The organism is Streptomyces cirratus (genome assembly GCF_014650775.1).
Lineage (GTDB): Bacteria > Actinomycetota > Actinomycetes > Streptomycetales > Streptomycetaceae > Streptomyces > Streptomyces cirratus.
The window spans coordinates 1-24,108 of sequence record NZ_BMVP01000022.1; the positions used below are offsets into that span (position 1 = coordinate 1).

Annotated in this window: 18 protein-coding genes; 9 read left to right on the forward strand and 9 right to left on the reverse strand. The window is 73.4% G+C overall.

Translation table 11 applies throughout. The features are described 5' to 3' along the window. Positions 1-6,446, reverse strand: a 6,446-nt coding sequence (locus IE207_RS33570; protein ID WP_444545002.1) for an SDR family NAD(P)-dependent oxidoreductase, incomplete at its 3' end; no start/stop codon positions are given. 319 nt (positions 6,447-6,765) lie between these two features. Here IE207_RS33570 and IE207_RS30425 point away from each other — a divergent pair. The 3 genes from IE207_RS30425 to IE207_RS30435 are packed head-to-tail and all read left to right on the forward strand — an operon-like array spanning position 6,766 to position 9,386. Further along, entirely contained in the window at positions 6,766-8,325 is a 1,560-nt protein-coding gene (locus IE207_RS30425) for an acyl-CoA carboxylase subunit beta (RefSeq protein ID WP_190187559.1), read from the forward strand. Between the two features lie 31 nt (positions 8,326-8,356). After that, on the forward strand, positions 8,357-8,575 hold the full coding sequence (locus IE207_RS30430) for an acyl-CoA carboxylase epsilon subunit (RefSeq protein WP_190187560.1): 219 nt from the start codon (positions 8,357-8,359) through the stop codon (positions 8,573-8,575). Between the two features lie 58 nt (positions 8,576-8,633). Next, a complete protein-coding gene (locus IE207_RS30435) occupies positions 8,634-9,386 on the forward strand; it encodes a thioesterase II family protein (RefSeq protein ID WP_190187561.1) in 753 nt (250 codons plus the stop codon). A 55-nt stretch (positions 9,387-9,441) separates the two neighbouring features. Here IE207_RS30435 and pqqB read toward each other — a convergent pair whose 3' ends face one another. The 5 genes from pqqB to pqqA all read right to left on the reverse strand — a co-directional run bounded on the left by pqqB (position 9,442) and on the right by pqqA (position 12,645). Continuing rightward, on the reverse strand, positions 9,442-10,341 hold the full coding sequence (gene pqqB / locus IE207_RS30440; protein WP_190187562.1) for a pyrroloquinoline quinone biosynthesis protein PqqB: 900 nt from the start codon (positions 10,339-10,341) through the stop codon (positions 9,442-9,444). Further along, a complete protein-coding gene (pqqE, locus tag IE207_RS30445; RefSeq protein ID WP_190187563.1) occupies positions 10,338-11,459 on the reverse strand; it encodes a pyrroloquinoline quinone biosynthesis protein PqqE in 1,122 nt (373 codons plus the stop codon). Before pqqE ends, pqqB begins: the two co-directional genes overlap by 4 nt. Then, on the reverse strand, positions 11,450-11,704 hold the full coding sequence (pqqD, locus tag IE207_RS30450) for a pyrroloquinoline quinone biosynthesis peptide chaperone PqqD (protein ID WP_229874163.1): 255 nt from the start codon (positions 11,702-11,704) through the stop codon (positions 11,450-11,452). The genes pqqE and pqqD overlap by 10 nt, the downstream gene beginning before the upstream one ends. Before the next feature lie 40 nt (positions 11,705-11,744). Next, complete coding sequence (pqqC, locus tag IE207_RS30455) at positions 11,745-12,443, reverse strand: pyrroloquinoline-quinone synthase PqqC (RefSeq protein ID WP_190187565.1); 699 nt, start codon at positions 12,441-12,443, stop codon at positions 11,745-11,747. 82 nt (positions 12,444-12,525) lie between these two features. Continuing rightward, on the reverse strand, positions 12,526-12,645 hold the full coding sequence (gene pqqA, locus IE207_RS30460) for a pyrroloquinoline quinone precursor peptide PqqA (RefSeq protein WP_190187566.1): 120 nt from the start codon (positions 12,643-12,645) through the stop codon (positions 12,526-12,528). A 172-nt stretch (positions 12,646-12,817) separates the two neighbouring features. Between pqqA and IE207_RS30465 the strand changes: the two genes are divergently transcribed. The 4 genes from IE207_RS30465 (at position 12,818) to IE207_RS30480 (ending at position 16,441) form a co-directional block, all read left to right on the forward strand. Next, positions 12,818-13,450 carry a hypothetical protein gene (locus IE207_RS30465; RefSeq protein WP_190187567.1) on the forward strand — a complete coding sequence of 211 codons (633 nt, stop codon included), beginning with the start codon at positions 12,818-12,820 and terminating at the stop codon, positions 13,448-13,450. Positions 13,451-13,565: 115 nt separating this feature from the next. Beyond that, complete coding sequence (locus IE207_RS30470; RefSeq protein ID WP_190187609.1) at positions 13,566-13,796, forward strand: ferredoxin; 231 nt, start codon at positions 13,566-13,568, stop codon at positions 13,794-13,796. Continuing rightward, the gene (locus IE207_RS30475; RefSeq protein WP_190187568.1) at positions 13,789-15,180 is read left to right on the forward strand and encodes an NAD(P)/FAD-dependent oxidoreductase; all 1,392 of its coding nucleotides are present in this window, start codon (positions 13,789-13,791) and stop codon (positions 15,178-15,180) included. The genes IE207_RS30470 and IE207_RS30475 overlap by 8 nt, the downstream gene beginning before the upstream one ends. 25 nt (positions 15,181-15,205) lie before the next feature. Continuing rightward, on the forward strand, positions 15,206-16,441 hold the full coding sequence (locus tag IE207_RS30480; RefSeq protein ID WP_190187569.1) for a cytochrome P450: 1,236 nt from the start codon (positions 15,206-15,208) through the stop codon (positions 16,439-16,441). A gap of 125 nt (positions 16,442-16,566) precedes the next feature. Here the strand turns inward: IE207_RS30480 and IE207_RS30485 are convergent, their stop codons facing one another. Both IE207_RS30485 and IE207_RS30490 read right to left on the reverse strand, forming a co-directional pair. After that, positions 16,567-18,111 (reverse strand): hypothetical protein, encoded by a 1,545-nt coding sequence (locus tag IE207_RS30485; RefSeq protein WP_190187570.1) that lies wholly within the window; start codon positions 18,109-18,111, stop codon positions 16,567-16,569. A gap of 228 nt (positions 18,112-18,339) precedes the next feature. After that, on the reverse strand, positions 18,340-19,008 hold the full coding sequence (locus tag IE207_RS30490; protein WP_190187571.1) for an O-methyltransferase: 669 nt from the start codon (positions 19,006-19,008) through the stop codon (positions 18,340-18,342). Positions 19,009-19,227: 219 nt separating this feature from the next. Here IE207_RS30490 and IE207_RS30495 point away from each other — a divergent pair, with 219 nt between their 5' ends. After that, positions 19,228-21,549, forward strand: a complete 2,322-nt coding sequence (locus IE207_RS30495; protein ID WP_190187572.1) for an immune inhibitor A domain-containing protein — start codon at positions 19,228-19,230, stop codon at positions 21,547-21,549. Between the two features lie 36 nt (positions 21,550-21,585). Here IE207_RS30495 and IE207_RS30500 read toward each other — a convergent pair whose 3' ends face one another. Next, a complete protein-coding gene (locus tag IE207_RS30500) occupies positions 21,586-22,641 on the reverse strand; it encodes a phosphatidylinositol-specific phospholipase C domain-containing protein (RefSeq protein ID WP_190187573.1) in 1,056 nt (351 codons plus the stop codon). Between the two features lie 199 nt (positions 22,642-22,840). On the opposite strand from IE207_RS30500, the gene IE207_RS30505 reads away from it, so the two are divergent. Continuing rightward, on the forward strand, positions 22,841-23,815 hold the full coding sequence (locus IE207_RS30505) for a trypsin-like serine peptidase (protein ID WP_229874164.1): 975 nt from the start codon (positions 22,841-22,843) through the stop codon (positions 23,813-23,815). Positions 23,816-24,108: the final 293 nt, after the last annotated feature.

The following is a 24,108-nucleotide window of genomic DNA, read 5'->3' on the forward strand; positions in this document are numbered from 1 at the left end:
CCCGCACCCTCACCCCAGCCCGTACCGTCGGCACCCGCACCGAACGACTTGCACCGGCCGTCCGGGGACAGCCCGCGCTGGCGGCTCATGTCCAGGAAGGTGTCGGGGGTGGACATGATGGTGACACCGCCGGCCAGGGCCAGCGAGCACTCCCCTGAGCGCAGGGAACGCGCGGCCATGTGCAGGGCCACCAGGGACGACGAGCACGCCGTGTCGACGCTGACCGCCGGGCCCTCCAGGCCCAGGGTGTAGGCGACGCGGCCGGAGACGACGCTGGCGAGGCTGCCGTTGCCGTGGTAGCCGGCCACGTCCTCGGGCAGCGGGCCCAGCCGCAGGCCCCAGTCGTGGTACATCACGCCGGCGAAGACACCGGTGTTGCTGCCCTTGACGGAGCGGGGGTCGATCCCGGCGCGCTCGAAGGTCTCCCAGGCGACTTCGAGGAGCAGCCGTTGCTGCGGGTCCATGGCCTGGGCCTCGCGCGGGCTGATCCCGAAGAAGGCGGGGTCGAAGTGGGCGGCGTCGTAGAGGAATCCACCGTCCGTGGAGTACGTCTTGCCGGGCTTGCCGATCTCCGGGTCGTAGAGGTCGCCCGCCCAGCCCCGGTCGGTCGGGAAGGGCCCGATGGCGTCGGCACCTTCGGCGACGAGCTGCCAAAGCTCCTCGGGCGAGGTGACGCCGCCCGGGTAGCGGCAGGCCATGCCGACGATGACGACCGGGTCGTCGGACGTTTCCCGGCGGGGCCCCGGCGCCGGGGCGACGGCGGGGGCGGCGGCCGCGCCGAGGAGCTTGGTGACGAGGTGCTCGGCCAGGGCGGTGGCCGTGGGGTAGTCGAAGGTCAGGGTGGCGCTGAGCCGCAGCCCGGTCGCGGTGGAGAGGCGGTTGCGCAGTTCGACGGCGGCCAGGGAGTCGAAGCCGGTCTCGGTGAAGGCGCGGGTGGCGGTGACCTCCTCGGCGCTCTGGTAGCCGAGGACGGCCGCGGCTTCGGTGCGGACCAGCAGCAGGACGGTGGCGAGGCGGTCGGCGACGCCGAGTGCGGCGAGCTGCGCGGCGAGGGGTGCCGCTCCGGTCGCCGGGCCGGTGGCGGCCGGACCGGCCGCGGCGGCGGGGCGGCGCACGGCGGTGCGCACGAGGGCCCGGAGCAGGGTCGGTACGCCGTCGCCGCGTCCGCGTACGGCGCGGTGGTTGACCCGTACGGGCACCACGGCCGGTGCGTGTCCCCTCAGCGCCTCGTCGAGCTGGGCGAGGTTCTCCTCGAAGGACAGGGAGTCCAGGCCGAGGCGCTCGATGCGGGTGAGGGCTGCGGCGTCGAGGGTGGCGCCCATGCCGGCGTCGCCGGCCCACAGGCCCCAGGCGAGGGAGGTGACGACCTGCCCGGCGGCGGCGCGGCGGGCGGCGAGGGCGTCGAGGAAGAGGTTCGCGGCGGCGTAGTTGGCCTGGCCTGCGCCGTCGAGGACGGTGGAGGCGGAGGAGAACAGGACGAACGCGGTGAGGTCGAGGTCCGCGGTCAGCTCGTGCAGGTTCCAGGCGGCGTCCACCTTGGGGCGCAGCACGGTGTCGAGCCGGGCGGGGGTGAGGGAGCCGACGAGCCCGTCGTCGATGACTCCGGCCGCGTGCACGACGGCGCTGAGCGGGTACTGCTCGGGGATGCCGGCGAGCAGCGCCGCGAGGGCGTCCCGGTCCGCGACGTCGGTGGCGCTGACCTCGGCCTCGGCGCCCATTTCGGCGAGGTCGGCCAGGAGTTCGCGTGCGCCGGGGGCGTCGGGGCCGCTCCGGCTGGTGAGCAGCAGGTGGCGCACGCCGTGGCGGCGGACGAGGTGGCGGGCGAGGGCGGCGCCGACGCCGCCGGTGCCGCCGGTGATCAGTACGGTTCCGGTGCCGTCCCAGGGGGAGGGCCGGTCCTCTGCGGAGGCGGAGGCGGAGGCGGGGGCGGAGGCGGGGGCCGGGACCGGGGCCAGCCGTGGAACGTACGACCGGTGTCCGCGCAGGGCCAGTTCGGGTTCCCGTCCGGCGGCGGCCAGTGCCCGGCCGAGGGCTTCCTCGCCCGCCGGGTCGGTGTCCACGAGGACGAAGCGGCCGGGGTTCTCCGCCTCGGCGGAGCGCACGAGCCCCCAGACGGGCGCCTGCGCGAGGTCGACGTCGGTGCCGGGGACGGCGGCGCCCCCGCGGGTGACGACCACGAGGCGGGAGTCGGCGTACCGGTCGTCGGCCAGCCACTCCTGTACGGCGGCCAGCGCGTCGGCGGTGACGGCCCGGACGGCGGCGGGCAGGTCCCCGGCCGGGGTCGGCAGGGTGCGGTACACGACGAGCGGTGCGGGGACGCCTTCGGCGAGCGCCGTGAACCCTGCTCGTTCCGCCGGGAGTTCCAGCGGGTTCCACTGGACGTGCAGCAGCGGGTCGGGGCGGTCGCCCGCGAGCTGGGCCGCCGTGACGGCACGCAGCAGCAGGGATTCGACCCGGGCGACGGGCGCACCGTCGGGGCCGGTGACGTCCACCGTGAGTTCCTCGCGGCTCCGGGCGGTGATCCGTACCCGTACGGAGGCCGCGCCCGAGGCGTGGAGGGTGACGCCGTTCCAGGAGAACGGGATCCAGGTGCCTTCGGGCCGGTTGCCGAGGGCGGCCAGGGCATGGTCGGCGGGGTGCAGTGCGGCGTCCAGCAGGGCCGGGTGCAGACCGAAGGCGGCGGCCTCGGCGCGGGCGGACCGCGGGAGTTCGACGTCCGCGAACACCTCGCCGTCGAGGAGCCAGGCGGCGCGGACGCCGTGGAAGGAGGGCCCGTAGCCGTAGCCCTCGGCGGCCATGTCGCCGTACAGGTGGGACACGTCCAGCGGCACGGCGCCCGCCGGGGGCCACACCCCGCCGGGGTTGGTGTCCTCGGCGGCGGGGGCCGCGGGGGCCAGGACGCCGGTGGCGTGGCGGATCCAGCCGTCCTCGGCCGCGTCGGCGCCGTCCGTGCGGGAGTGGCATTCGATGGTCCGGCGGCCCGCCGGGTCCGGGGCCGCGATCAGCACCTGGAGGGCGACGCCGCCCGTCTCGGGCAGTACCAGCGGCGCGTGCAGGGTCAGTTCCTCGACTAGCACGCAGCCGGTTTCCGCGCCGGCCCGCAGGGCGAGTTCCACGAAGGCGGTGCCCGGCAGCAGGGTGGTGCCGGCGATGGTGTGGTCCGCGATCCACGGGTGGGTGCGCAGCGAGAGGCGGCCGGTGAGTACGGTGCTGCCGGCGCCCGCGAGGGCGACCACCGAGCCGAGCAGCGGGTGCTGCGCGGCGAGCTGGCCGAGTCCCGAGGGGTCCCCGATGGTCTTGTCCGGGGTCAGCCAGTACCGCTTGGGGCGGAAGGCGTAGGTGGGGAGGCCGTCCACGCGGCGGGTGGGGCGGCCCGCGTACAGGGCTTCCCAATCCAGCCGGGCACCGCGGGCGTGGGCGAGGGCGGCGGCGCCGAACGCCTCGCGCACCTCGTCCTTGCCCGCGCGCAGCAGCGGCGCGAAGACGGTGTCGGCCTCCCGCTCCTCGGGCAGGCAGTCGCGGCCCAGCGCGCTGAGGACGCCGTCGGGGCCCAGCTCCAGGAAGGTGCGTACGCCGCCGTCGGCGGCCAGCCAGGCGAGGGCGTCTGAAAAGCGGACGCTCTCGCGGACGTGGCCGGTCCAGTAGTCGGGCGAGCAGAGCTGTTCGGAGGTGGCGGGGCTGCCGGTGACGGTGGAGACGAGGGGGATCGCGGGCGGGGCGTAGGCGAGGATACCCGCGATGCGGCGGAACTCGGCCAGCATCGGTTCCATGAGCGGGGAGTGGAAGGCGTGGCTCACGCGCAGCCGCTTGGTCTTGCGTCCCAGGGCGGCGAAGTGGCCGGCGAGGGCCAGTGCGGCGTTCTCCTCGCCGGAGATCACCAGGGCGTCGGGGCCGTTGACGGCCGCGACGGCGACTTCGGGGTGTTCGCCGAGGAGGGGCAGGAGTTCCGTCTCGTTGGCCTGGACGGCGATCATGGCTCCGCCCGGGGGCAGTTCCTGCATCAACCGCCCGCGGGCGGCGACGAGGGTGGCGGCGTCCTCCAGGTTGAGGACACCCGCGACGTGCGCGGCGGTGATCTCGCCGATCGAGTGGCCGGCGACGAAGTCGGGGCGCACGCCCCAGGACTCGACGAGCCGGAACAGGGCGACCTCGACGGCGAACAGGGCGGTCTGCGCGTAGCGGGTCTCGTCCAGCAGTGCGGCGGCGTCGGAGCCGGGGGCGGCGAACAGGACGTCCCACAGGGAGGTGTCGAGCTGGAGGTCGAGCCAGCCGATGGCGTCGGCCAGGGCGTCCGCGAACACCGGGTGGGTGTCGTACAACTGCCGGCCCATGGCGAGGCGCTGGCTGCCCTGGCCGGTGAAGAGGAAGGCGAGGCGTCCGGCGGGCAGGGTGCCGGTGCGGGTGGCGGGGGTGGCCTGGCCGGCGGCGAGGGCGTGCAGGGCGTCGAGGAGTTCGGTGCGGTCGGCGGCGAGGACGGTGGCGCGGTGTTCGAGGGCGGCGCGGCCGGTGCCGAGGGCGTGGCCGAGATCGTCGGGGGTGAGGTCGGGGCGGTCGGCGAGGAAGGCCGCCAGGCGCTCGGCCTGGGCGCGGAGGCCGTCGTCGGAGCGGGCGCTGACGGGCACGAGGGCGGGCCGCGCGGGGGAGGTCGGGGGCACTTCGACGTCCGGAGCCCCCTCGGCCTCCCGGTCCGCCCCGGCGGCCTGAGCGTGCGCGGCTCGGGCACCGTCCTGCGGTCCGCGCGGTGCTTCCTCCACGATCACGTGGGCGTTCGTGCCGCTGATGCCGAAGCCGGAGACGCCCGCCCTGCGGGGCCTCTCGCCGTCCTCGGGCCACGGCACCGGCTCGGTGAGCAGGCGGACGGTGCCCGCCGACCAGTCGACGTTGCCGGTGGGCTCGTCGACGTTCAGCGTCTTCGGCAGTACACCGTGCCGCATCGCCATGATCATCTTCATCAGCCCGGCCACACCGGCCGCGGCCTGCGTGTGCCCCAGGTTGGACTTGACCGAGCCCAGCCACAGCGGCCGGTCCTCGGGCCGCTCCCGGCCGTAGGTCTCGATCAGCGCCCGGGCCTCGATGGGGTCGCCGAGCGTGGTGCCGGTGCCGTGCGCCTCCACCGCGTCGACCTCGGCGGCGGACAGGCCCGCGTCGGCGAGCGCCTGGAGGATGACGCGCTGCTGGGCGGTGCCGCTGGGGGCGGTGAGGCCGTTGCTGGCGCCGTCCTGGTTGACGGCCGTACCCCGGATGACCGCGAGGACCTGGTGGCCGTTGCGCCGGGCGTCGTCGAGGCGTTCCACGACGAGCAGGCCGACGCCCTCCGCGAAGGAGGTTCCGTCGGCGCCGGCCGCGAAGGCCTTGATCTGTCCGTCGGGGGCGAGGCCGCGCTGCCGGCTGAACTCGGTGAACAGGCCGGGGGTGCTCAGTACGGTGACACCCCCGGCCAGGGCCAGCGAGCATTCGCCGCGGCGCAGCGACTGCACGGCCAGGTGCAGGGAGACCAGCGACCCGGAGCAGGCGGTGTCGACGGTCAGGGCCGGGCCTTCCAGGCCGAGCGCGTAGGCGACCCGGCCCGAGGTGACGCTGAGGGCGCCGCCGGTGACGAGGTACCCGGTCAGGGAGTCGGGGGCGTCCTGTACGCGGGGCCCGTACTCGGAGGGGCCGGCGCCGATGAAGACGCCGGTGCGGGTGCCGCGCAGGGAGGTCGGGTCGAGCCCGGTCCGCTCCAGGGCCTCCCAGGCCGTCTCCAGCAGCAGCCGCTGCTGGGGGTCCATGGCGAGCGCCTCGCGCGGCCCGATCCCGAAGAACTCGGCGTCGAAGTCGGGGGCGTCGTGGAGGAAGCCGCCGGTGCGGGTGTAGCAGGTGCCGGGGGTGGCGGGGTCGTCGTCGAAGAGGGCGTCGAGGTCCCAGCCCCGGTTGTCGGGGAAGGGGCCGACGGCGCTCGCGCCCCGGGAGACGAGGTCCCACAGTTCCTCGGCCGAGCGCACACCGCCGGGGAACCGTCCGCTGATGCCGACGACGGCGATGGGCTCGCCGTCGTGGCGCGGGGCGCTCGGGGCTTCGGCGGTGCGCGGCGCGCGGGCTCCGTCGGGGGCTCCGAGCAGTTCCGTGCGTACGTACGCGGCGAGCAGTTCGGGGCTCGGGTGGTCGAACGCGGCGGTCACGGGCAGGGCCAGGCCGGTCGCGGCGTTGATCCGGGCGTGCAGGTCGACCATGCCGATGGAGTCCAGGCCGAGTTCCTTGAAGGAGGTCCCGGTCGTGACCGCGGGCTCGGTGCCGGGCCTGGCCTTGCGGAGGATCTCGGCGGTCTGCGCGCAGACCAGGTCGAGCAGCAGCCTGGTCTGCTCGCTGTGCGGGAGTCCGGCCAGCCGGCCGGCCTGCTCGGCCCCCGGGCGGACGTCCGCGCCGGACGGTTCATCAGCGACAGGATCGAAGCCCGCGGACATCTGCACGCTCCCAGCTCGGTATCGATTGCCCCGGGGCGCGGTTCCGGCCACGGGGTGATCGCACGCTAGGTCGGTCGCGAACGGGCGCGACACCCCTATCCCCCCAGGTGTTGACCCTGCCCGCTGCCGGTCCGGCCGGCGTCCGGCGCCTCGTGCCGCGCGGCCCGGTGGGACGACGTGCCTGCTGGGCGGGGGTGCGGGGCGCTACGGGCGCGGTCAGGGGGGTGGTCGGTGTTCTCCGTGCGCTCCCTGGGCGCCTTCAATGGCACGCACTGCCCAGGGCGCCGCCTCCCGCGGGCCCCCAAGGCGAAGAGACGGGTGGAGCATGACAGTTGCCGATGTGAACGTCCGAGTGGCCGAACTGGGAGCGATCAAGGAGTCAGCCGAGCTGGGCCCGTCGCCGAGCGCGTCGCAGGCGCAGCACGCCCGGGGCAAGCTGACGGTGCGCGAGCGGCTGGACCTGCTGTTCGATCCGGGTACGTTCCGGGAGATCGAGCAGCTGCGCCGCCACCGGGCTTCCGGGTTCGGGCTGGAGGACCGCCGGCCGCACACCGACGGTGTGGTGACGGGCTGGGGCAAGGTCGACGGCCGCCGGGTGTTCGTGTACGCGCACGACTTCCGGATATTCGGCGGCTCGCTCGGCGAGGCCCACGCGCAGAAGATCCACAAGGTGATGGACCTGGCGGTCGCTGCGGGCGCCCCGCTGGTCTCGCTGAGCGACGGCGCGGGGGCCCGTATCCAGGAGGGCGTGACCGCGCTCGCCGGCTACGGCGGGATCTTCCGCCGCAATGTCGCGGCTTCCGGGGTGATTCCGCAGATCAGCGTGATGCTGGGGCCGTGTGCGGGCGGAGCGACGTACTCGCCCGCCCTGACGGACTACGTGTTCATGGTCCGTGACATCGCGCAGATGTACATCACCGGTCCCGACGTGGTGCAGGCCGTGACGGGCGAGCGGATCAGCCACAACGACCTCGGCGGCGCGCAGGTCCACTCGTCGGTGTCCGGCGCGAGCGCGTTCCTGTACGACACGGAGGAGGAGTGCCTGGAGGAGGTGCGCCACCTGCTGTCGCTGCTGCCCTCCAACAACCGGGAGCTTCCGCCGTCGGTGGCGGCGGACGATCCGGCCGACCGGCGCAACGGGTCTTTGGCGGACCTGGTTCCGGCCGACCCCAACCGCTCGTACGACATGCGCGCCGTGATCGAGGAGATCGTCGACGACGGCGACCTGTTCGAGGTCCACGCCAACTGGGCCACCAACATCATCTGCGGACTGGCCCGGCTGGACGGGCATGTCGTCGGCATCGTCGCCAACCAGCCCGCCTCCCTCGCCGGGGTGCTGGACATCCACGCCTCGGAGAAGGCCGCCCGGTTCGTGCAGACCTGCGACGCTTTCAGCATCCCGCTGGTGACGCTCGTGGACGTGCCGGGCTTCCTGCCGGGCAGCGACCAGGAGCACAACGGGGTCATCCGGCACGGTGCGAAGCTGCTGTACGCGTACTGCGCGGCCACGGTGCCGCGGGTGCAGGTGATCCTGCGCAAGGCGTACGGCGGCGCGTACATCGTCATGGACTCGCGCTCGATCGGCGCGGACCTGTCGTTCGCGTGGCCCACGAACGAGATCGCGGTCATGGGTGCGGAGGGCGCCGCGAACGTCGTCTTCCGCCGGGAGATCGCCGCCGCGGACGACCCGGAGTCGGCGCGGGCGCAGCGCGTCAAGCAGTACCGCCAAGAGCTGATGCACCCCTACTACGCGGCCGAACGCGGACTCGTGGACGACGTCATCGACCCGGCCACGACCCGGCAGGTGCTGGTGGACGCCCTGGAGGCGCTGCGGGCCAAGCACGTGCCGCTGCCCGAACGCAAGCACGGCAACCCGCCGTTCTGACCGCCGCACGCGAGAGCGAGGAGCACGCCCGATGACCGAACGGGCCGAACGGGCCGAACGGGCCGAACCACTGATGAGGATCGAGCGCGGGGCACCCGACAGCAGCGAACTCGCCGCGCTCTGCCTCGTGCTGCTCGCCGCCGGCGGGCAGCGGGAGCTCCCCGGCGCGGACGCCGCGCACGGACCCCGGGCCGCGGCCTGGGGACCGGCCCGCGGCTGGCGCCCGCCCGGCACCTGGACCGCCCGGTGAGCCGGCCCCCGGCCCACCGACACCGCACCACACCTCACGAAACGGGACGCCGAACGACATGAGCGCAACCACGACCGCCGGCGCCTGGCTGCGCCGCTTCCACCCCGCCGAGGACGCACCCGTACGGCTGGTCTGCCTGCCGCACGCGGGCGGCTCGGCCAGCTACTACTTCCCGGTGTCGCGGGCCCTGTCCCCGCAGGCCGACGTGGTGGCCGTGCAGTACCCGGGCCGCCAGGACCGCCGCCACGAGCCGTGCCTGGACGACGTGCGGGAGCTCGCCGACCGCGTGGTGGCGCAACTGCTGCCCTGGTGCGACCGCCCGGTGGCGCTGTTCGGGCACAGCCTCGGCGCGACCCTCGGCTTCGAGGTGGCGCTGCGGCTGGAGGAGGCCGGGCACACGCCGGTGGCGCTGTTCGCATCGGGCCGCCGGGCACCGTCCCGGCACCGGGAGAACGAGCGGATCCACCTCGGCCCGGACGAGCGGCTGCTGGCCACCATCAAGGGGATGAGCGGTACGGACCCCGCGGTGCTCGCCGACGACGAACTGCTGCGGGCGGTGCTGCCGGCGATCCGCGGCGACTACAAGGCCGCGGAGACCTACCGGTACCGGCCGGGGCCGCCGCTGCACTGCCCGGTGGTGGTGCTGAACGGGGACAGCGACCCGGAGGTGACCGCCCTGGAGGCCGAGGGCTGGACCGACCACACGCGGGGCCCCGTGTCCTTCCACTGGTTCACCGGCTCGCACTTCTACCTGAACGAGCACGCCGCCGAGGTGATCGGCCTGGTGCGGCGGCGCCTCGCACGGTCCTGAACGAGCAGGGGTCCGGCTGCCGTCGGGGCAGCCGGACCCTGTCGCGTGCAGGAGCTCAGAGTTCCAGGCGGGTCCCGTCCGCCGGGATCTCCGCTCCCGCCTCGCAGACTTCCAGGTGCTCCTTGGAGTCCGGATCGGCCATCGGGTTGGTGTTGTTGAGGTGCGTGTACGCCCACCGGGTGTCCGGCCGTGTGGTGCGCAGCCGCCGCACGTGCTCCAGGCTGCCGCCCTCCCCGGCCACCGGAAGGTGTCCCATCGCCGCCTGCGGGGCCGTCGTCCCGGCGGCGCCCGTCGCACCGCCGAACTCCCGCGCCGTGTGGAACGTACCGTCGAGCAGCACGTAGCCGGCGCCCGCGGTGAAGGCGTCGAAGCCGTCGGGCCAGCCGGCCAGGCAGGGCGCGTACACGAAGGCGCCGCCCGTGGCCGGGTCGTCGAAGCGGTAGGCGACCACCCAGGGGCCTTCTGCGGCCGACGCCCGTGCGTACTTGGGGCGTTTGTCGCCGACCGCGAAGGCCGTGACCCGCAGACCCCCGATGTCCCGGGCCCGGCCCGCGGTCAGTTCGGACCACTCCCAGCCGCTGTAGCCGCCCAGGATCCGGCGCACCGGGAAGCCCTCGTCCAGTGCCCCGAGCACGGTCCGGCTCGCCCATACCCGCAGCCCTCCGCCTTCGCGGAGCATCATCAGGCCGAGGGTGTGGTCGAGTTCGGCGTCCGTGAGCAGCACCCCGCGCACCGGGGTCTGGCGGGGGCCGGGGCCGGCCGCCAGCTCCGGGGTCGCGAGGATCTGCGTACGCACGTCGGGCGAGGCGTTCACGAGGTACCAGTCGCAGCCGTTCGCGCTGACGGCCACGCCGTCCTGGCAGCGGGCGGGCGCGCCCGAGGTGCACACCGGGCAGGCGCAGTTCCACTGCGGGCAGCCGCCGCCGGCCGCGGTGCCGAGCAGGACGACCTTCATCGGTGCACCGCCGCCACCGGACGGGGTCCGCGCATGACCATCTCGGGCGGAGCCGCGCCGGGCGTGGCCAGCAGCAGGTCGACGACGCCGCGCCGGTCGGACTTGGAGCAGACGGGGTCGGTGGCGGCCGCGTCCCCGGTGAGCAGGAACGCCTGGCAGCGGCAGCCGCCGTGGTCGAGGGCGCGCCGGTCGCAGCTGCGGCACAGGTCCGGCATCCATTCCTCGCCGCGGTAGGCGTTGAAAGAGCCGGACTTGTACCAGATGTCGCCGAGGGGGGTGTCCTTGACGTTGTCGAGGGTGAGGGTGGTGATCGCACTGGCCGCGGGGCAGGGCAGCACGGTGCCGTCGGGGGCGACCGTGAGCTGGAGCGCGCCCCAGCCGTGCATGCACGGCTTGGGGTAGGGCTCGTAGTAGTCCGCGAGGACGTACACGATCTCCATCGTGCCTTTGAGCCGCTCGATGGCGGCCCGGACGACCGGCTCTGCCGCCGCCAGCTGTTCGGGCGTGGGCATCAGGGCGGCCCGGTTGCGCAGCGCCCAGCCGTAGTACTGGGTGTTGGCGAGCTCCAGGCGGTCCGCGCCCATGGCTTCGGCGAGTTCGATGAGGCCGGCGAGCTGGTCGTGGTTGCCGCGGTGCAGGACGGCGTTGACCGTCAGCGGCAAGCCGCGTGCGCGGACCAGCGCCGCGGCGGTGATCTTGTGGTGGTGGGCCCTGGCGCCGGCGAGCAGGTCGGCCCGCTCGGCCGTCGCGCCCTGCACCGACAGCTGTACGTGGTCCAGTCCGCGATCGGCCAGGTCCGCGAGGCGTGCTTCGGTCAGGCCGAGGCCGCTCGTCACGAGGTTGACGTAGGCACCGAGGCCGCTCACGTGGGAGACCAGTTCGGGCAGGTCGGGCCGGGCCAGCGGCTCGCCGCCGGACAGGTGCACCTGGAGGACGCCGATGTCGCGAGCCTGGGTGAACACCCGCGTCCACTGCTCGGTACTCAACTCCTTCTCCCTCTCGATGAGTTCGAGGGGGTTGGAGCAGTAGCCGCAGTGCAGGGGGCAGCGGTGGGTGAGTTCGGCGAGCAGCCCCAGCGGCGGGGCGGCCTCCGGTGCCGGTGCGGGGGTCAGGTCCATCGGACGACCCCGTTCTCGGTGAGCCGGGTCAGCACGGCGCCGACCTCTTCCTCGCGCACCCCGGCGTACGTGGCGCCCAGCGCCTCGGCGATCCCCGGGACGGTCGTCACCCCGTCGCACAGTTCCAGTACCGACACGGCCGTGCGGTTGGGCACGAGCACCCCCTCGGGGTGCAGGACGACGTGGGTCTGCCGGGTCTTGTCGTAGATGAGCCGCACACCGCGGCCGAGTACGGGCCGGTCCACGGCCACTCCTTCTCGCAGGTCTCGCAGGTTCGGTTCCCGGTCACCCGTGCACGGTGACGGCGGCGCGTTCGATGGCGTCGAGCATCAGCCACAGCACCTCGCACTTGAAGCGGAGCGCGGCGACGGCCGCGTCCTGCTGCTCGCGGGTGGTGGCGTACCGGACGACGATGTCGAGGGTGCCCTTGCCCTCCCCGGAGACCGCTTCGATCCGGTCGGTGAAGTAGGCGAGGTCCTCGGCACGGATCCAGTCGTAGTGGGCGAGCATGTCGGTGACCCTGCGGGTCATCAGGTGCCCGGCGAACATCTCCGTCAGGCCCGAGGCGACCGCCTCGGTCCACGGCTTGGTGCGGGCGAAGGTGACGTACGCGTCGACCGCGAACCGCACCCCGGGCAGCAGGTGCCGTTCGTCCAGCACCTCCTCGCGGGTCAGGCCCACGGCCTCGCACAGCCGCATCCACCGCTCGATGCCGCCCTCGTCGCCGGGGGTGCCGTCGTGGTAGGCGAGGCGGTCGACCCAGGCGCGCCGGACCTCGGGCAGCGGACAGTTGCTGATGATCGCCGCGTCCTTCTGCGGCAGCATGCGCTGGTAGTACCAGCGGTTCGCGGCCCACAGCCGCAGCTCGCGCCGGTCCAGGGCGCCGCTGTGCAGCCGCTTGTGGAAGGGGTGTGCGCCCCAGTACGAGGAGGACAGCCCGCGCAGGGCGCCGATGAACTCGGACTCACCCAGAAGTGTGGTCATATCAGTTTCCCGCCCGTGGTCCGTTGTCTGCGGCCGTGGCGGGGGCCGGTGTCCGCCGGCTCCCGCCGTCCCGAGGGCCGGTTCACTTCTCCAGACGCGCGGCGTACGCGGTGACCTCGAAAGCGGTCTCGAAGGCGACGAAGTCCGGGGTCGTCCACACCTCGGTGGTCCACGCCTCGGGGGTCTCGGTGATCTCAGCCATGGTGTGCTCCTTCGCTCGATGCCGTGCCGATTCCGGCAGAAACCTACGGCCGCCGGCGGGCGCCGCCGATCCCCTAATCACCCCTGACCGCCGGCCGGCACCCCTGTCACGGGCGTCACCCGGCTGGGTGACCCCGTTGGCAGTCGGGCCCCCGGCCGGGCTTGCTGGACGGATGAGGCAGCGATCACCGGGCGCATCCCGGACACAGAACCTGGAGACGCCCCGGGCGGCGGGGGTGGCGGGCATCGTCTTCGCGGTCCTGCTGGGCGCGGCCATCGTGCTCGCCCGTCTCGGGCTGCCGGAAGGAGCGGGCAGCTCCACCGTCGCGCTGGACGCGGGACAGCGCGGCGAGCTGAGCACGGCCGTGGAACTGGTGCCCTTCGCCGGCATCGCCTTCCTGTGGTTCATGGGCGCCGTGCGCGCGCACACCGGAGAGGCCGAGGACCGGTTCGTCGCCACCGTGTTCCTGGGCAGCGGGCTGGTCTTCGTCGCCTCCCTCTTCGGCGCCGCGGCGGCCGCCGGGACCGTGCTCTCCGCCCACCAGCCCCAGGACTTCGGCCGCCACTTCGCCTACGAGCTGCTCACGACGTACGGCATGCGGATGGCCGCCGTCTTCGTCTTCGCGACGTCCACCATCGGGCGCAAGCTCGGGGTCTTCCCGCGCGCCCTGAGCCTGGCCGGGATCGTGGCCGGACTGGTCCTGCTGGTGGTGGGCTCCTCCGTGCCGTGGTCGGAGCTGGTGTTCCCCGCCTGGGCGCTCCTGATCAGCCTGTACATCCTGCGGTCCGCCCGCCCCGCCCCGTGAGGACCCCCGACCGCGCGTCCGTCACCCCGACGGTCCCGCCGGACGGGCCGGAACGGCGCGCGCAGGGCACGCTGGTCCGGGGAGCCGAGGGGGTCACCGAAAGGACCGCACGTTGCTGAGGCTTGTCGTCGATCTCAACCGGTGCCAGGGATACGCGCAGTGCGCGTTCCTCGCGCCCGACGTCTTCGCTATGCACGGGGACGAGGGGCTCCTCTACGATCCGCAGGCCGAGGAGGCCCAGCGCGAGCGGCTGGCGCAGGCCGCGGCCGCCTGCCCCGTACAGGCCATCCTCGTCGACGACCTGGACCGCGACCTGGCGGGCGTCGCGGAGGCCCGCGATGCATGAAGTGACCCTGGAGCACCTCAAGCGCGAGGGCCGGATCGTCGTGGTGGGAGCCTCGCTGGCCGGCCTGCGCGCCGCCGAGACCATCCGCGACAAGGGCTTCACCGGCTCGCTGACCATGATCGGCGACGAGCCGTACGAGCCCTACGACCGCCCGCCCCTCTCCAAGGGCGTCCTGCTCGGCAAGTCGACCGCCGAACGCACCGCGCTGCCCCGCCGTCGCGCCATCGACGCCGAGTGGCGGCTCGGCACCGCGGCCACCGGCCTGGACATGGCGGCCCGGCGCGTGAAGCTGGCCGACGGCGAAGAGGTCCCGTACGACCGGCTGCTGATCGCCACCGGCGTACGGGCCCGGCCCTGGCCGAACGCGGCGGAGGGCGAGCTGGACGGGGTGTTCGTGCTGCGCACCCGAGACGACGGCACGGCGCTGGCGCGGCGGCTGGACGCGGGACCCCGCCGGGTCCTGGTGATCGGCGCCGGGTTCACCGGCTCGGAGATCGCCTCGGCGTGCCGGGAGCGCGGGCTGGAGGTCACCGTCGCCGAACGCGGCGACGCGCCCCTCGTCGGCGCGCTGGGCGGGGTGATCGGGGCGGTGGCCGCCGAGCTCCAGCGGGAGAACGGAGTCGACCTGCGCACCGGCGTCATGGTCACCGGCCTGGAGGGCGACTCCACCGGACGGGTGCGGGCCGCGCACCTCTCCGACGGCACCACGCTCGAGTGCGACGTGGTCGTCGTCTCGCTGGGCGCCCAGCGCAACACCGAATGGCTGGCCGGTTCGGGGCTCGGCGCGGGCCCGCGCGGCATCGCCTGCGACGCGGGCTGCCGGGCCTTCGACATCCGGGGCATCGTCACCGACGACATCTACGTGGCGGGCGACGTGGCCCGCTCCCCGCACCCCCTGTTCGGGTACCAGTTCCTGTCGCTGGAGCACTGGGGCAACGCGGTCTCCCAGGCGGAGACCGCCGCGCACAACATGCTCAGCGTGAGCACCGACCGGAGGCCGCACATCTGGGTGCCGGCCTTCTGGTCCTCGCAGTTCGGGGTGAACATCAAGTCCGTCGGCGTGCCGTCGATGGGCACCGAGATCATGATCACCCAGGGGTCGCGGGCGGAGCGCCGGTTCACCGGTGTGTACGGGTACCAGGGCCGCGTCATCGGGGCCGTCACCTTCGACAACTCCCGGTGGCTGCAGTTCTACCAGCAGCAGATCGAGACCACCGCGCCCTTCCCGGTGCCGTTCCCGACGGTCGACCGGCGCCCCGACGGCCACCGGCCCGTACCGGCCGACTTCCCCGACCCGTCCGTGCCCACGCACGGGCCGACCATCACCCTCAGCGGATATTCGCCGGCCGACCGGCGGATGACGTTCACCCCCGCCGGGCACTGACCCGCAGGCCCCCGGAGGACCCGCAATGACCCACGGCATCCTGAGCGACATCCTGGACTACGCCAACCGTGCGAACCCGTACCCGCTGTACGAGGAGCTGCGCAAGACTCCCGTCTTCCACGACGGGAGCGGGCCGTACGTCGTCAGCACCTACTACGAGATCCAGAGCCTGCTGCACGACCCCAGGCTCAGCTCCGACTCCCGCAACCTGGCCGCCACGGCCAAGGACCCGCTGGCCGGGGAGGCCGAGGAGGAGGCGGCCCTGCCGCCCAGCTTCCTCAAGCTGGACCCGCCCGAACACGACCGGCTCCGCCGGATGACCAACAGGCCGTTCGGCCCGCCGCACTCACCGCACCGGGTGGACGGGATGCGGGGCGACCTGCGCGCCATCGTCACCGGGCTCATCGACGACCTCGGGGACCCCGGACAGATCGACCTGGTCGACCAGTTCGCCTACCCCTTCCCCGTCACCATGATCTGCCGGCTGCTCGGGGTGCCGCGCGAGGACGAGCCCCGCTTCCACGTCTGGGCGGACACCCTCGCCGCGAGCCTGGACCCCGACCCGGACGCGGACCCCGCCGAACGGCAGCGCAAGACCCACGACTCCCGCATGGAACTGGGCATGTACCTGGCCGGCCTGATCGAGGAGCGGCGCAAGAACCCCGGTGACGACATGCTGTCCCAACTGGCCGCCGGACACGGGCAGGACGAGTCCATGTCGACCATGGAGCTGCTCAGCACCGCCGCCCTGCTGCTGATCGCCGGGCACGAGACGACGGTCAACCTGATCACCAACGGGATGCTGACGCTGCTGCGCAACCCCGATGTGCTGGAACGGCTGCGCCGGGAGCCCACGATCGCGGCGCCGCTGGTGGAGGAGCTGCTGCGGTTCGAACCGCCGGTACAGCTGCTGCCGCAGCGCACCCCGCTCGTGGACATCGAGGTGCGCGGGGTGACCATCCCCAAGGGCTCCTCGATGTGGCTGATCCTCGCCTCGGGCAACCGGGACCCCCAGCGCTTCGAGAACCCCGACCGCTTCGACCCGGACCGCCGGGACGTCCAGCACCTGGGCCTCGGCAGCGGCATCCACAGCTGCTTCGGCGCTCCCCTGGCCCGCCTGGAGGCCCAGCTCGCCCTCACCGAACTCGCCCGGCGCCTCCACAACCCCCGCCTCCTGGAGGACCCGCCCCCGTACCGCCAGAACGCCGTCCTCCGCGGCCCCCGCCACCTCCGCATCGCCTGCGACGAGGTGCGCGCCTGAGAAGCGATCCAGCAGGTCCGTTCGAGAGCGGGGCCCGCTGCCTCACGGCAACGGGCCCCGCCGTCTTGCCCGGTCCTCGACCAGTGGCCGGGTGGTCCGGGCCGCATTCCCGGGTGGTCGGCGCCCTACTTGGGGCAGTTGACGAGGCCTTCGCCGATGCCCGTGACCGCACCGATGAGCATCCCGCCGGCCGCTACTTCGGGACCGCCCCACAGGCCCCTGACGGCCCCGCCGATGATGCCGCTGCCGATGTGCTTGGCCATGCACTTGTCGTGGGCGTCGCTGCTCGCGGAAGCGGGCGAGGCGCTGAGGGACGCCACCGTCGCCGTCTCCGCCGTCTGCTTCGCGGCGGCGGGGGAGGCGGCGGAACCCAGGGAGAAGGTCGGGGGCGACACGGTGCCGGTGACGGTGTCGCCGGTGACGCCTTCGATGGTCTGGGTGATGGTGGTGCCGCTGACCGCCAGGGTGACCTTGTGGGCCGTACCGTCCGTGTCCGTGACGGTGCCGGGCTGCACGGTGGCGATGGTGGCGCCGTCCGCGTCACTGACCCGGACGCCGCCCTGCACGGCGGTCAGCTTCGCCCCTGCCGGAAGGGCCACGGTGTCCGAAGCGGTCTTCGCCAGGGCGGCGGGCTTCACGTCGGGGCCGGTGGCGTCGCCGCCCGGCGGGGTGGCGCTGGTGTGGGCGACGTACATCGTCGAGCCGGCCGCCGAGTTGATGACGGGGACGGTGACGGTGGCGTCGGTCGTCCACGGCTGGTTGTCCGTGTCGAAGGTCCAGGTGCCGGTGACCTTCTTGCCGACGGCCGCGAAGTCGACCCAGGCGTAGTTCTTGGCGGGGACTTCGACCGCGATCCCGTTGATCGTCGACTCGTCCGAGGTGTACGTCTGCGTCGCGGTCAGCTGGTTGCTGATCATGGCCTGGACCGGGGCGGAGACACCGACCGACGACGACAGCCCCACCGAGAAGGACTGGGCCCAGCCGGAGTGGTAGATCGTGGTGAAGATCTGCTTCATCGTGGTGCTGGTGTCGTTGTACCAGACCGACGAGGCGGGCTGGCGGGGCAGCACCTCGGGGCGGCCCTCGGACTTCTGCGTCCACGAGCAGGTGGAGGTCTTCTTGGAGCACAGGTCGCTGTAGTAGTCGAGCGCGAGGGACCTGGCCTCGGCCGCCTTCGCGGCGGGGACCGTCCATTCCTGGCCCGCACTGCCGTCGCACCGGTTCGGCTGGGCGAGGATGCCCCACAGGTGGAGGCCGCCCCGGTTGTCCATGCAGTACTCGGCGCCGCTGCTGTCGTCGCGCCGGACGATGCCGAAGGTGTTGGGCTTCCCGTCGACCGGGCGGAAGTGCCACTGCTCGCCGTCCTTGCCGCAGGACTGCTGCACGGCGGGCTGGGAGGCGTAGATGCACCTCCCGGAGGAGGTGCTGGCGATGTCGAACGTGCCCGGATCGCCCAGCTTGATCAGACGCCAGTTCGTGTAGTTGGTGCCGTCGGGGGTGACGGAGATCTGGTTTCCGTCGCCGTTGCCCGTCGCGTTGAGGGTGCCGTCGGGGTTGGTGAAGGTGTAGGCGTCCGTCGTCGCGGCGCTCGCCGGCGTGGCGGCCAGGACGGGCGCCAAGAGGGCCACGGCAACAGCCGGCGCCGCGAGGAGTTTCGCCGCTCTCTTCATAGGGCTCTTCATGCGCCCAGTCACCCATACGCGTGGTGCGCCGCTAACCCGGAACGATCCGGAGTGACCTTGCGGTCAGGGCGTGTATCGAAGATGCCCGGGGATCAGGCGGAGGCTCCTCCCGGCCCGGCCGGACCTCCCCGGCCCCGTCCCCGGTGACCTCGGCGGCGCGGCAGAGCGCTCCCCGGGCGGCCCGGCGGCCGTCGACGCCGTGGCAGCCGCCCGCGCTCAGCGTTTGCGCGCCACCGTGAGGCCGTCCGCGATCGGCAGCGTCACCGACTCGACCCGCCCGTCGGCCCGTACGTGCGCGTTGAACTCCCGGATGGCCAGCGCGTTGCCCGTGGCGTCGGGGCGGACCGCCTCGCCGCCATACAGGACGTTGTCGGCGAGCAGCAGGCCGCCCGGGCGGACGCGGGGCACGAGTTCGTCCCAGTAGGCGCGGTACCCGCTCTTGTCGGCGTCCAGGAAGACCAGGTCGATCACCGGCTCGGGCGGCAGGTCACGCAGGGTCTCCAGGGCGGGGGCGATCCTGAGATCGATGCGGTCGGCGACCCCGGCCGCCTTCCACGCCTCCCGGGCGATGCTCGTCCACTCCTCGGAGACGTCGCAGGTGAGGACCTTGCCGCCGGGGAGGAGGCCCTGGGCGAGGGCGAGCGTGGAGTAGCCGGTGAAAGTGCCGACTTCGACGATGCGCAGCGCTCCGGCGAGCTTCGCCAGCAGGGTGAGGAGGACGCCCTGCTCGTGCGGCACCTGCATCCCGGAGGGGCCGCCGAGGGCGTGCGTGCGCTCGATGAGCTGCCGCTGTACGGGGGTCGGGGGCTCCGCCTGGTCGACCAGGTAGGCGTACACCTCGGGAGTGAGGGGCACGGTCTTCACTTCGTGGGGGCTACGGGTCATGGAGTTGCCTGGTCCTTCGGTAGGGGGACGCGCGTTGCGCGCGGCGGCCACCACGTCCGGCCGCCCCGCACCCGCACACCTGGATGTCCGGTAGGGCAACGACGGCGCCGGTCACTCGGAAACGGCGTCGCCACCCGTCTACCGATGCTCTGTCACATGTGAAATATTACCTGCGCTCCCTGGCCGACTCCCGGCCGACGCACGGGAAGGACAACCGCGTTGCGCAGACTTGCCGTGGCCGGAGCGGCGATATCCATCGCCCTCCTCGCCGCCACCCCCGCACTCGCCGCCTCACCGCCGCCACCCCCGGTGGCAGCCGGACAGCAGGCCCAGCAAGCCCCCGCCCCACCGCCCGCACCGCTGGAACTGCAGCGCCAGGCCCTGCGCCGCCAGGCCCTCGAAGGGATCGCGGCCGGCGGCGGCAGCGGCCCCGGCGCCCTGCGCGCAGAGTCCGACGGCACCCTCCCCCGCCAGGCCAAGGTCGGCGACCGGTACGTCGAACTCGCGCAGGAACGCAAGGACAAGGTCTTCGTGATCCTCGCCGAGTTCGGCGACCAGGTGGACACCACGACCCAGTACGAGGGCAAGCCGCGGTTCGGCGGCACGCCCGGGCCCCGCCACAACACCATCGGCAAGCCGGCGGCCGACGACAACCACACGCTGTGGCGCAGGGACTTCGACCGGTCGTCCTACCAGCGGCAGTTCTTCTCCGACGCCCCGGAGTCGGCGAGCATGCGCGCCTACTACCGGCTCCAGTCCTCGGGCCGCTACGACATGGACGGCACCGTCACCGACTGGGTCAAGCTCCCCTGGAACGAGGCCCGGTACGGCACGGACAACTGCTCCGAGCCCGGCCAGTGCCGCACCAACTGGGACTTGGTCCGCGACGCCACCACTGCCTGGTACGACTCCGAGCGCGCGAAGGGCCGTCCGGCCGCCGACATCAAGGCGCAGCTGGCCGAGTACGACCAGTGGGACCGCTACGACGCCGATCACGACGGGAACTTCAACGAGCCCGACGGCTACATCGACCACCTCGTCATCGTCCACGCGGGCAAGGACCAGACCTGGGGCGGCGGCGCCCAGGGCAAGGACGCCGTCTGGGCGCACCGCTGGTTCGCCTACTGGGACCAGGCCGGGAGTGCGGGTCCCGCCGGCAACAAGGCGGGCGGCACCCCCGTCGGTGACACCGGCATCTGGGCGGGCGACTACCTCACGGGCGGCGAGAACAGCGGAGCCGGCCTGTTCTCCCACGAGTTCGGCCACGACCTGGGACTACCGGACCTCTACAGCTCGGACGGGGACAACAGCGTCAACTTCTGGTCGCTGATGTCGTCGGCCTCCTACCTCGGCAAACGCCCCGGCGGCACCGGCGAGTTCCCCGGCGACCTCGACCCGTGGAGCAAGCTCCAACTGGGCTGGCTGGAGTACACCGAGGCCGACGCGGGCCGCAAGACGCGCGCGACCCTCGGCGTGTCCGGGTACAACACCGAGGATCCGCAGGCCCTGTTGGTGCACCTGCCGCCGTCACGTACCACGACCGAGCTGACCGACCCGTACGAGGGCGCGAGCCAGTGGTGGAGCGGCACCGGCGACTTCATGGACAACACCCTCGGCCGGACCGTCGACCTCACCGGCACGACCGGGCCCGCCCTGCTGGACGCCCGCGTCTGGTACGACACCGAGAAGGACTTCGACTTCCTGACGGTGGAGGCCTCCACCGACGGCGGCGCCTCCTGGACCCCGCTCCCGGGTTCCGTCGACGGCACTCCGATCCCGGCCAAGGGCGTCTCCGGCACCTCGGCCGGCTGGACGCGGCTGTCCGTCCCGCTCGATGCCTTCACGGGCCGCGAGGTCCGGCTGCGGCTGCGGGTCACCTCGGACGGCAACACCCACGGCCGGGGCGTCGCCTTCGACGACATCCACATCACCGCGGGCGGCCGTGAGCTGCTGCACGACGGCGCGGAACAGGGCGCGAACGGCTGGACGGCGCTCAAGTGGTCCCGCACGGAAGGCCGCAGTGGCACCGAGGACCACCCGCGCGCCTACTTCGTGGAGAACCGGCGCTACACGGGCTACGGCAGCCTGCTCAAGACGGGCCCGTACAACTTCGGCTTCACGGGCGACCGGGTGGAGTTCTTCCCGTACCAGCAGGGTGTGCTCGTCTGGCTCTGGGACACCGCGTTCAGCGACAACACCACCAAGGCGCACCCGGGCGGCGGTCTGCTGCTGCCGGTGGACGCCCGGCCGGAGCCGCTGAGGTTCACCGACGGCAGCCTCCTCAACGCCCGGGCGCAGACCTTCGACGCCCCCTTCTCGCTCCGTGCGAGCCAGCGGATCGTGCTGCACAAGGCGGGGACCCCGCTGGTGATCCCGTCGCGGCCCGGTGTCGCGGTCTTCGACGACCGCCACGGCTCCTACTGGAACGCGGAACTGCCGCAGCTGGGGGTCAAGGTCCCGGACACCGGCACGCGGATCGCCGTGGTGAAGGAGGCCTCGGGCGGCGCGCTGACGACGGTCCAGGTGAGCCCTTCCCCCTGAACCGGCCGGCGCCCGCCCGGGCGCCCGGCCGCCGGCCTACCCGCGGGGCACCACCGTGGCCAGGACCTTCGGCAGCGGATACCAGTCCGCGGAGGCTATGGAGGCGTGGTGCCCCGCCATCAGCGCGAGCCGGTCGAGCGCCTGGGTCTCGGTCGGGTGGACCGCGTCGATGGCGGGCGCCACGTTCTGGGCGTCGGTGGCGATCAGCAGGTAGTGGTTGCGGTCGTACCAGCCGGTGTCGATGGAGCCGCCCGCGTACGCGCTCGCGTCGCCGTCGAAGACCACGAACCAGGGCCGCAGCGAGGCGTCGGCATAGCGGGCCCGCGGATCACCCGCCTCGGCACGGTGCACGGCCGGGAAGGCGGCGGCGCTGCCGAGCCTGCCCGTGGAGGCGAGGGTGCGCAGGTACGTGGCGTACTCCCGGTCCGTCCACAGGGTGTCGGCGGCGTTGCCCTCCTCCACCGTGCCGGGGATCAGCTCGATCAGGAACTTCCCGGCCATGGCGGCGCGGCTCGGCCAGGCCCCGGCGCGGGCCGCGGTGTCCAGGTCGGGGTAGCCGGCGGCCAGCTGCCCGGGCCGGTAGACGGCGTCGCCGAGCTTGGCGGTGAGCAGCGCGTCGAGGTCGGCGGGACCACGCCCGAGGTTGGCGGCGAAGCCGTCCTTGAGCTCCAGCTTGAGCACGACCGGGCGGTGGCCGGGGTGTGCGTCGTGCCAGCTGCGGATGTCGGAGAGACAGCCCGCGAGGTTCTGGTCGCGGGACTTGGTGCGCAGCTGGGCGGGGCTGGTGGCGTTCTCGCAGTTGCTGTTGTTGCCGAAGGGGTTGTCGTGCGAGACCCTCCAGGAGCTGCCGAAGAAGTTGGTCCACACGTCGAGTTCGAGCATGGCGGCGCCGGAGTCCAGCGCGTCCGCGAAGTACGGGTACTTGGCCTTCTCGTAGGCGTTGTGGACGCCGACGCCGGTGGACCCGACGTACGAGGGGCCGCCCTCGGCTCCGGCCGGGGCCGCCGCGCCCAGGGCGAGGCCCAGGCCGAGCGCCGCCGCGGCCAGACCGGCCAAGGCCGTGTCCCTCCACCCGTTGCGCAGTCTCCGCATTTTTCGGCTCCCCTCGGTCCGTGTCGCTCAAGTCGGATGGAGGCTAGGGGAGTTCGGTGACGTACGGAAGGACGAGGGATGTCGGGAGGGGGCGCGGCCGTCCGGTTGTGAGCACCGACACACCGGATTGCGGAACTCCCACCGCCCGCGGGCCGTCGGACGGGACGTCGGAGGAACGTCAGGGGGCGGGGAGCGCCACATGGTCGGCAAGGTGAGGGACGGCGCGGTACGGGCCTCAGTGCTGCTCGGAATCTGCCTCGCCCTGGTCGCCGGCGGCGCCCTGGTGTGGGGGCAGCTGCGCGCGGTCGCCTCGAGCCGCGCCGACGGGGACCCCGAGCGGGGCAGCTACCTCCAGGACCCGGAACGCGCCGACCGTACCGCCGGGGACGTCCTGGACGGGATCGTCTCCGAGGGCGAGGACCTGCCGGCCGACGCCGCGGCCTTCGTGGGGACGGAGTCCGGCTCCGAGGCGTCCGGGTCCCCGGACCCGGTGCGGTGGGCGGAAGGCGGCTGGCGGCCCTCGTCGCCGCTGCGGGCCCGGACGGCCCCCTCCGAGCCCGCGATCGGGGCGCTGTTCTCCCCCGGCAACGACTGGGACTCCGACCACCACTGCTCGGCGAGCGTGGTGCACTCGCGCGACGGCGACCTCATCGCCACCGCCGCTCACTGCGTGTACCAGGACGGCTTCCGCACCAACCTGGCCTTCGTCCCCGGTTACCGCGACGGGAAGGCCCCGTACGGCGTGTGGGTGCCCACCCGTATCGACGTGGACCCCCGCTGGACGAGCGGCGAGGACCCGGACCACGACGTGGCCTTCCTGCGGCTGCGCCGGCCCGGGCACCCCGGTGAGCGGCTGGAGGACGTCACCGGCGCGCTGACGATCCGGTTCCGCCCCCGACTTCCGCTGCCCGCACGGCTCGTCGGCTATCCGAACGACACCGAGCAGCCGCTGGACTGCTACAACACCGCCCGCGCCGAAGGGCCCACGCAGCTGCGGCTGGACTGCGCGGACGTACCCAACGGCACCAGCGGCGGCCCGGTGCTGACCGACGGGCACACCCTGATCGGGGTCATCGGCGGCCGCGACGGGGGCGGGGACGAGACGACCTCGTACAGCAGCTGGTTCGACGACTCCGTGCGCGGCCTCTACGACCGGGCCACCGGAGGTAGCTGACCGCCGGCGGCGGGGTGCTGCGGCGGCAGGCGGCTGGGTGGTTGTCCGGAGCGTCGTCGTCCATGCCGCAGAGTCTGCGTCCGGGCCCGGCGCCGGAGCAGGGTCCACCCGGGGCGCCCGGGGGCGCGACGGGGCGGACGGGGTTCACACGCGGGCGCCCGGCGGCACGGGGGCGCGGGCCGGCCCGCGGCACCGACGCGTGCACGCGGGCCGGCAGCTGCGGGACGGACCGCGGAGTGCCGGACACCGCAGCGCAGACCGGCCACGGCAGGGGCACGCCGGACGCTGGAGCG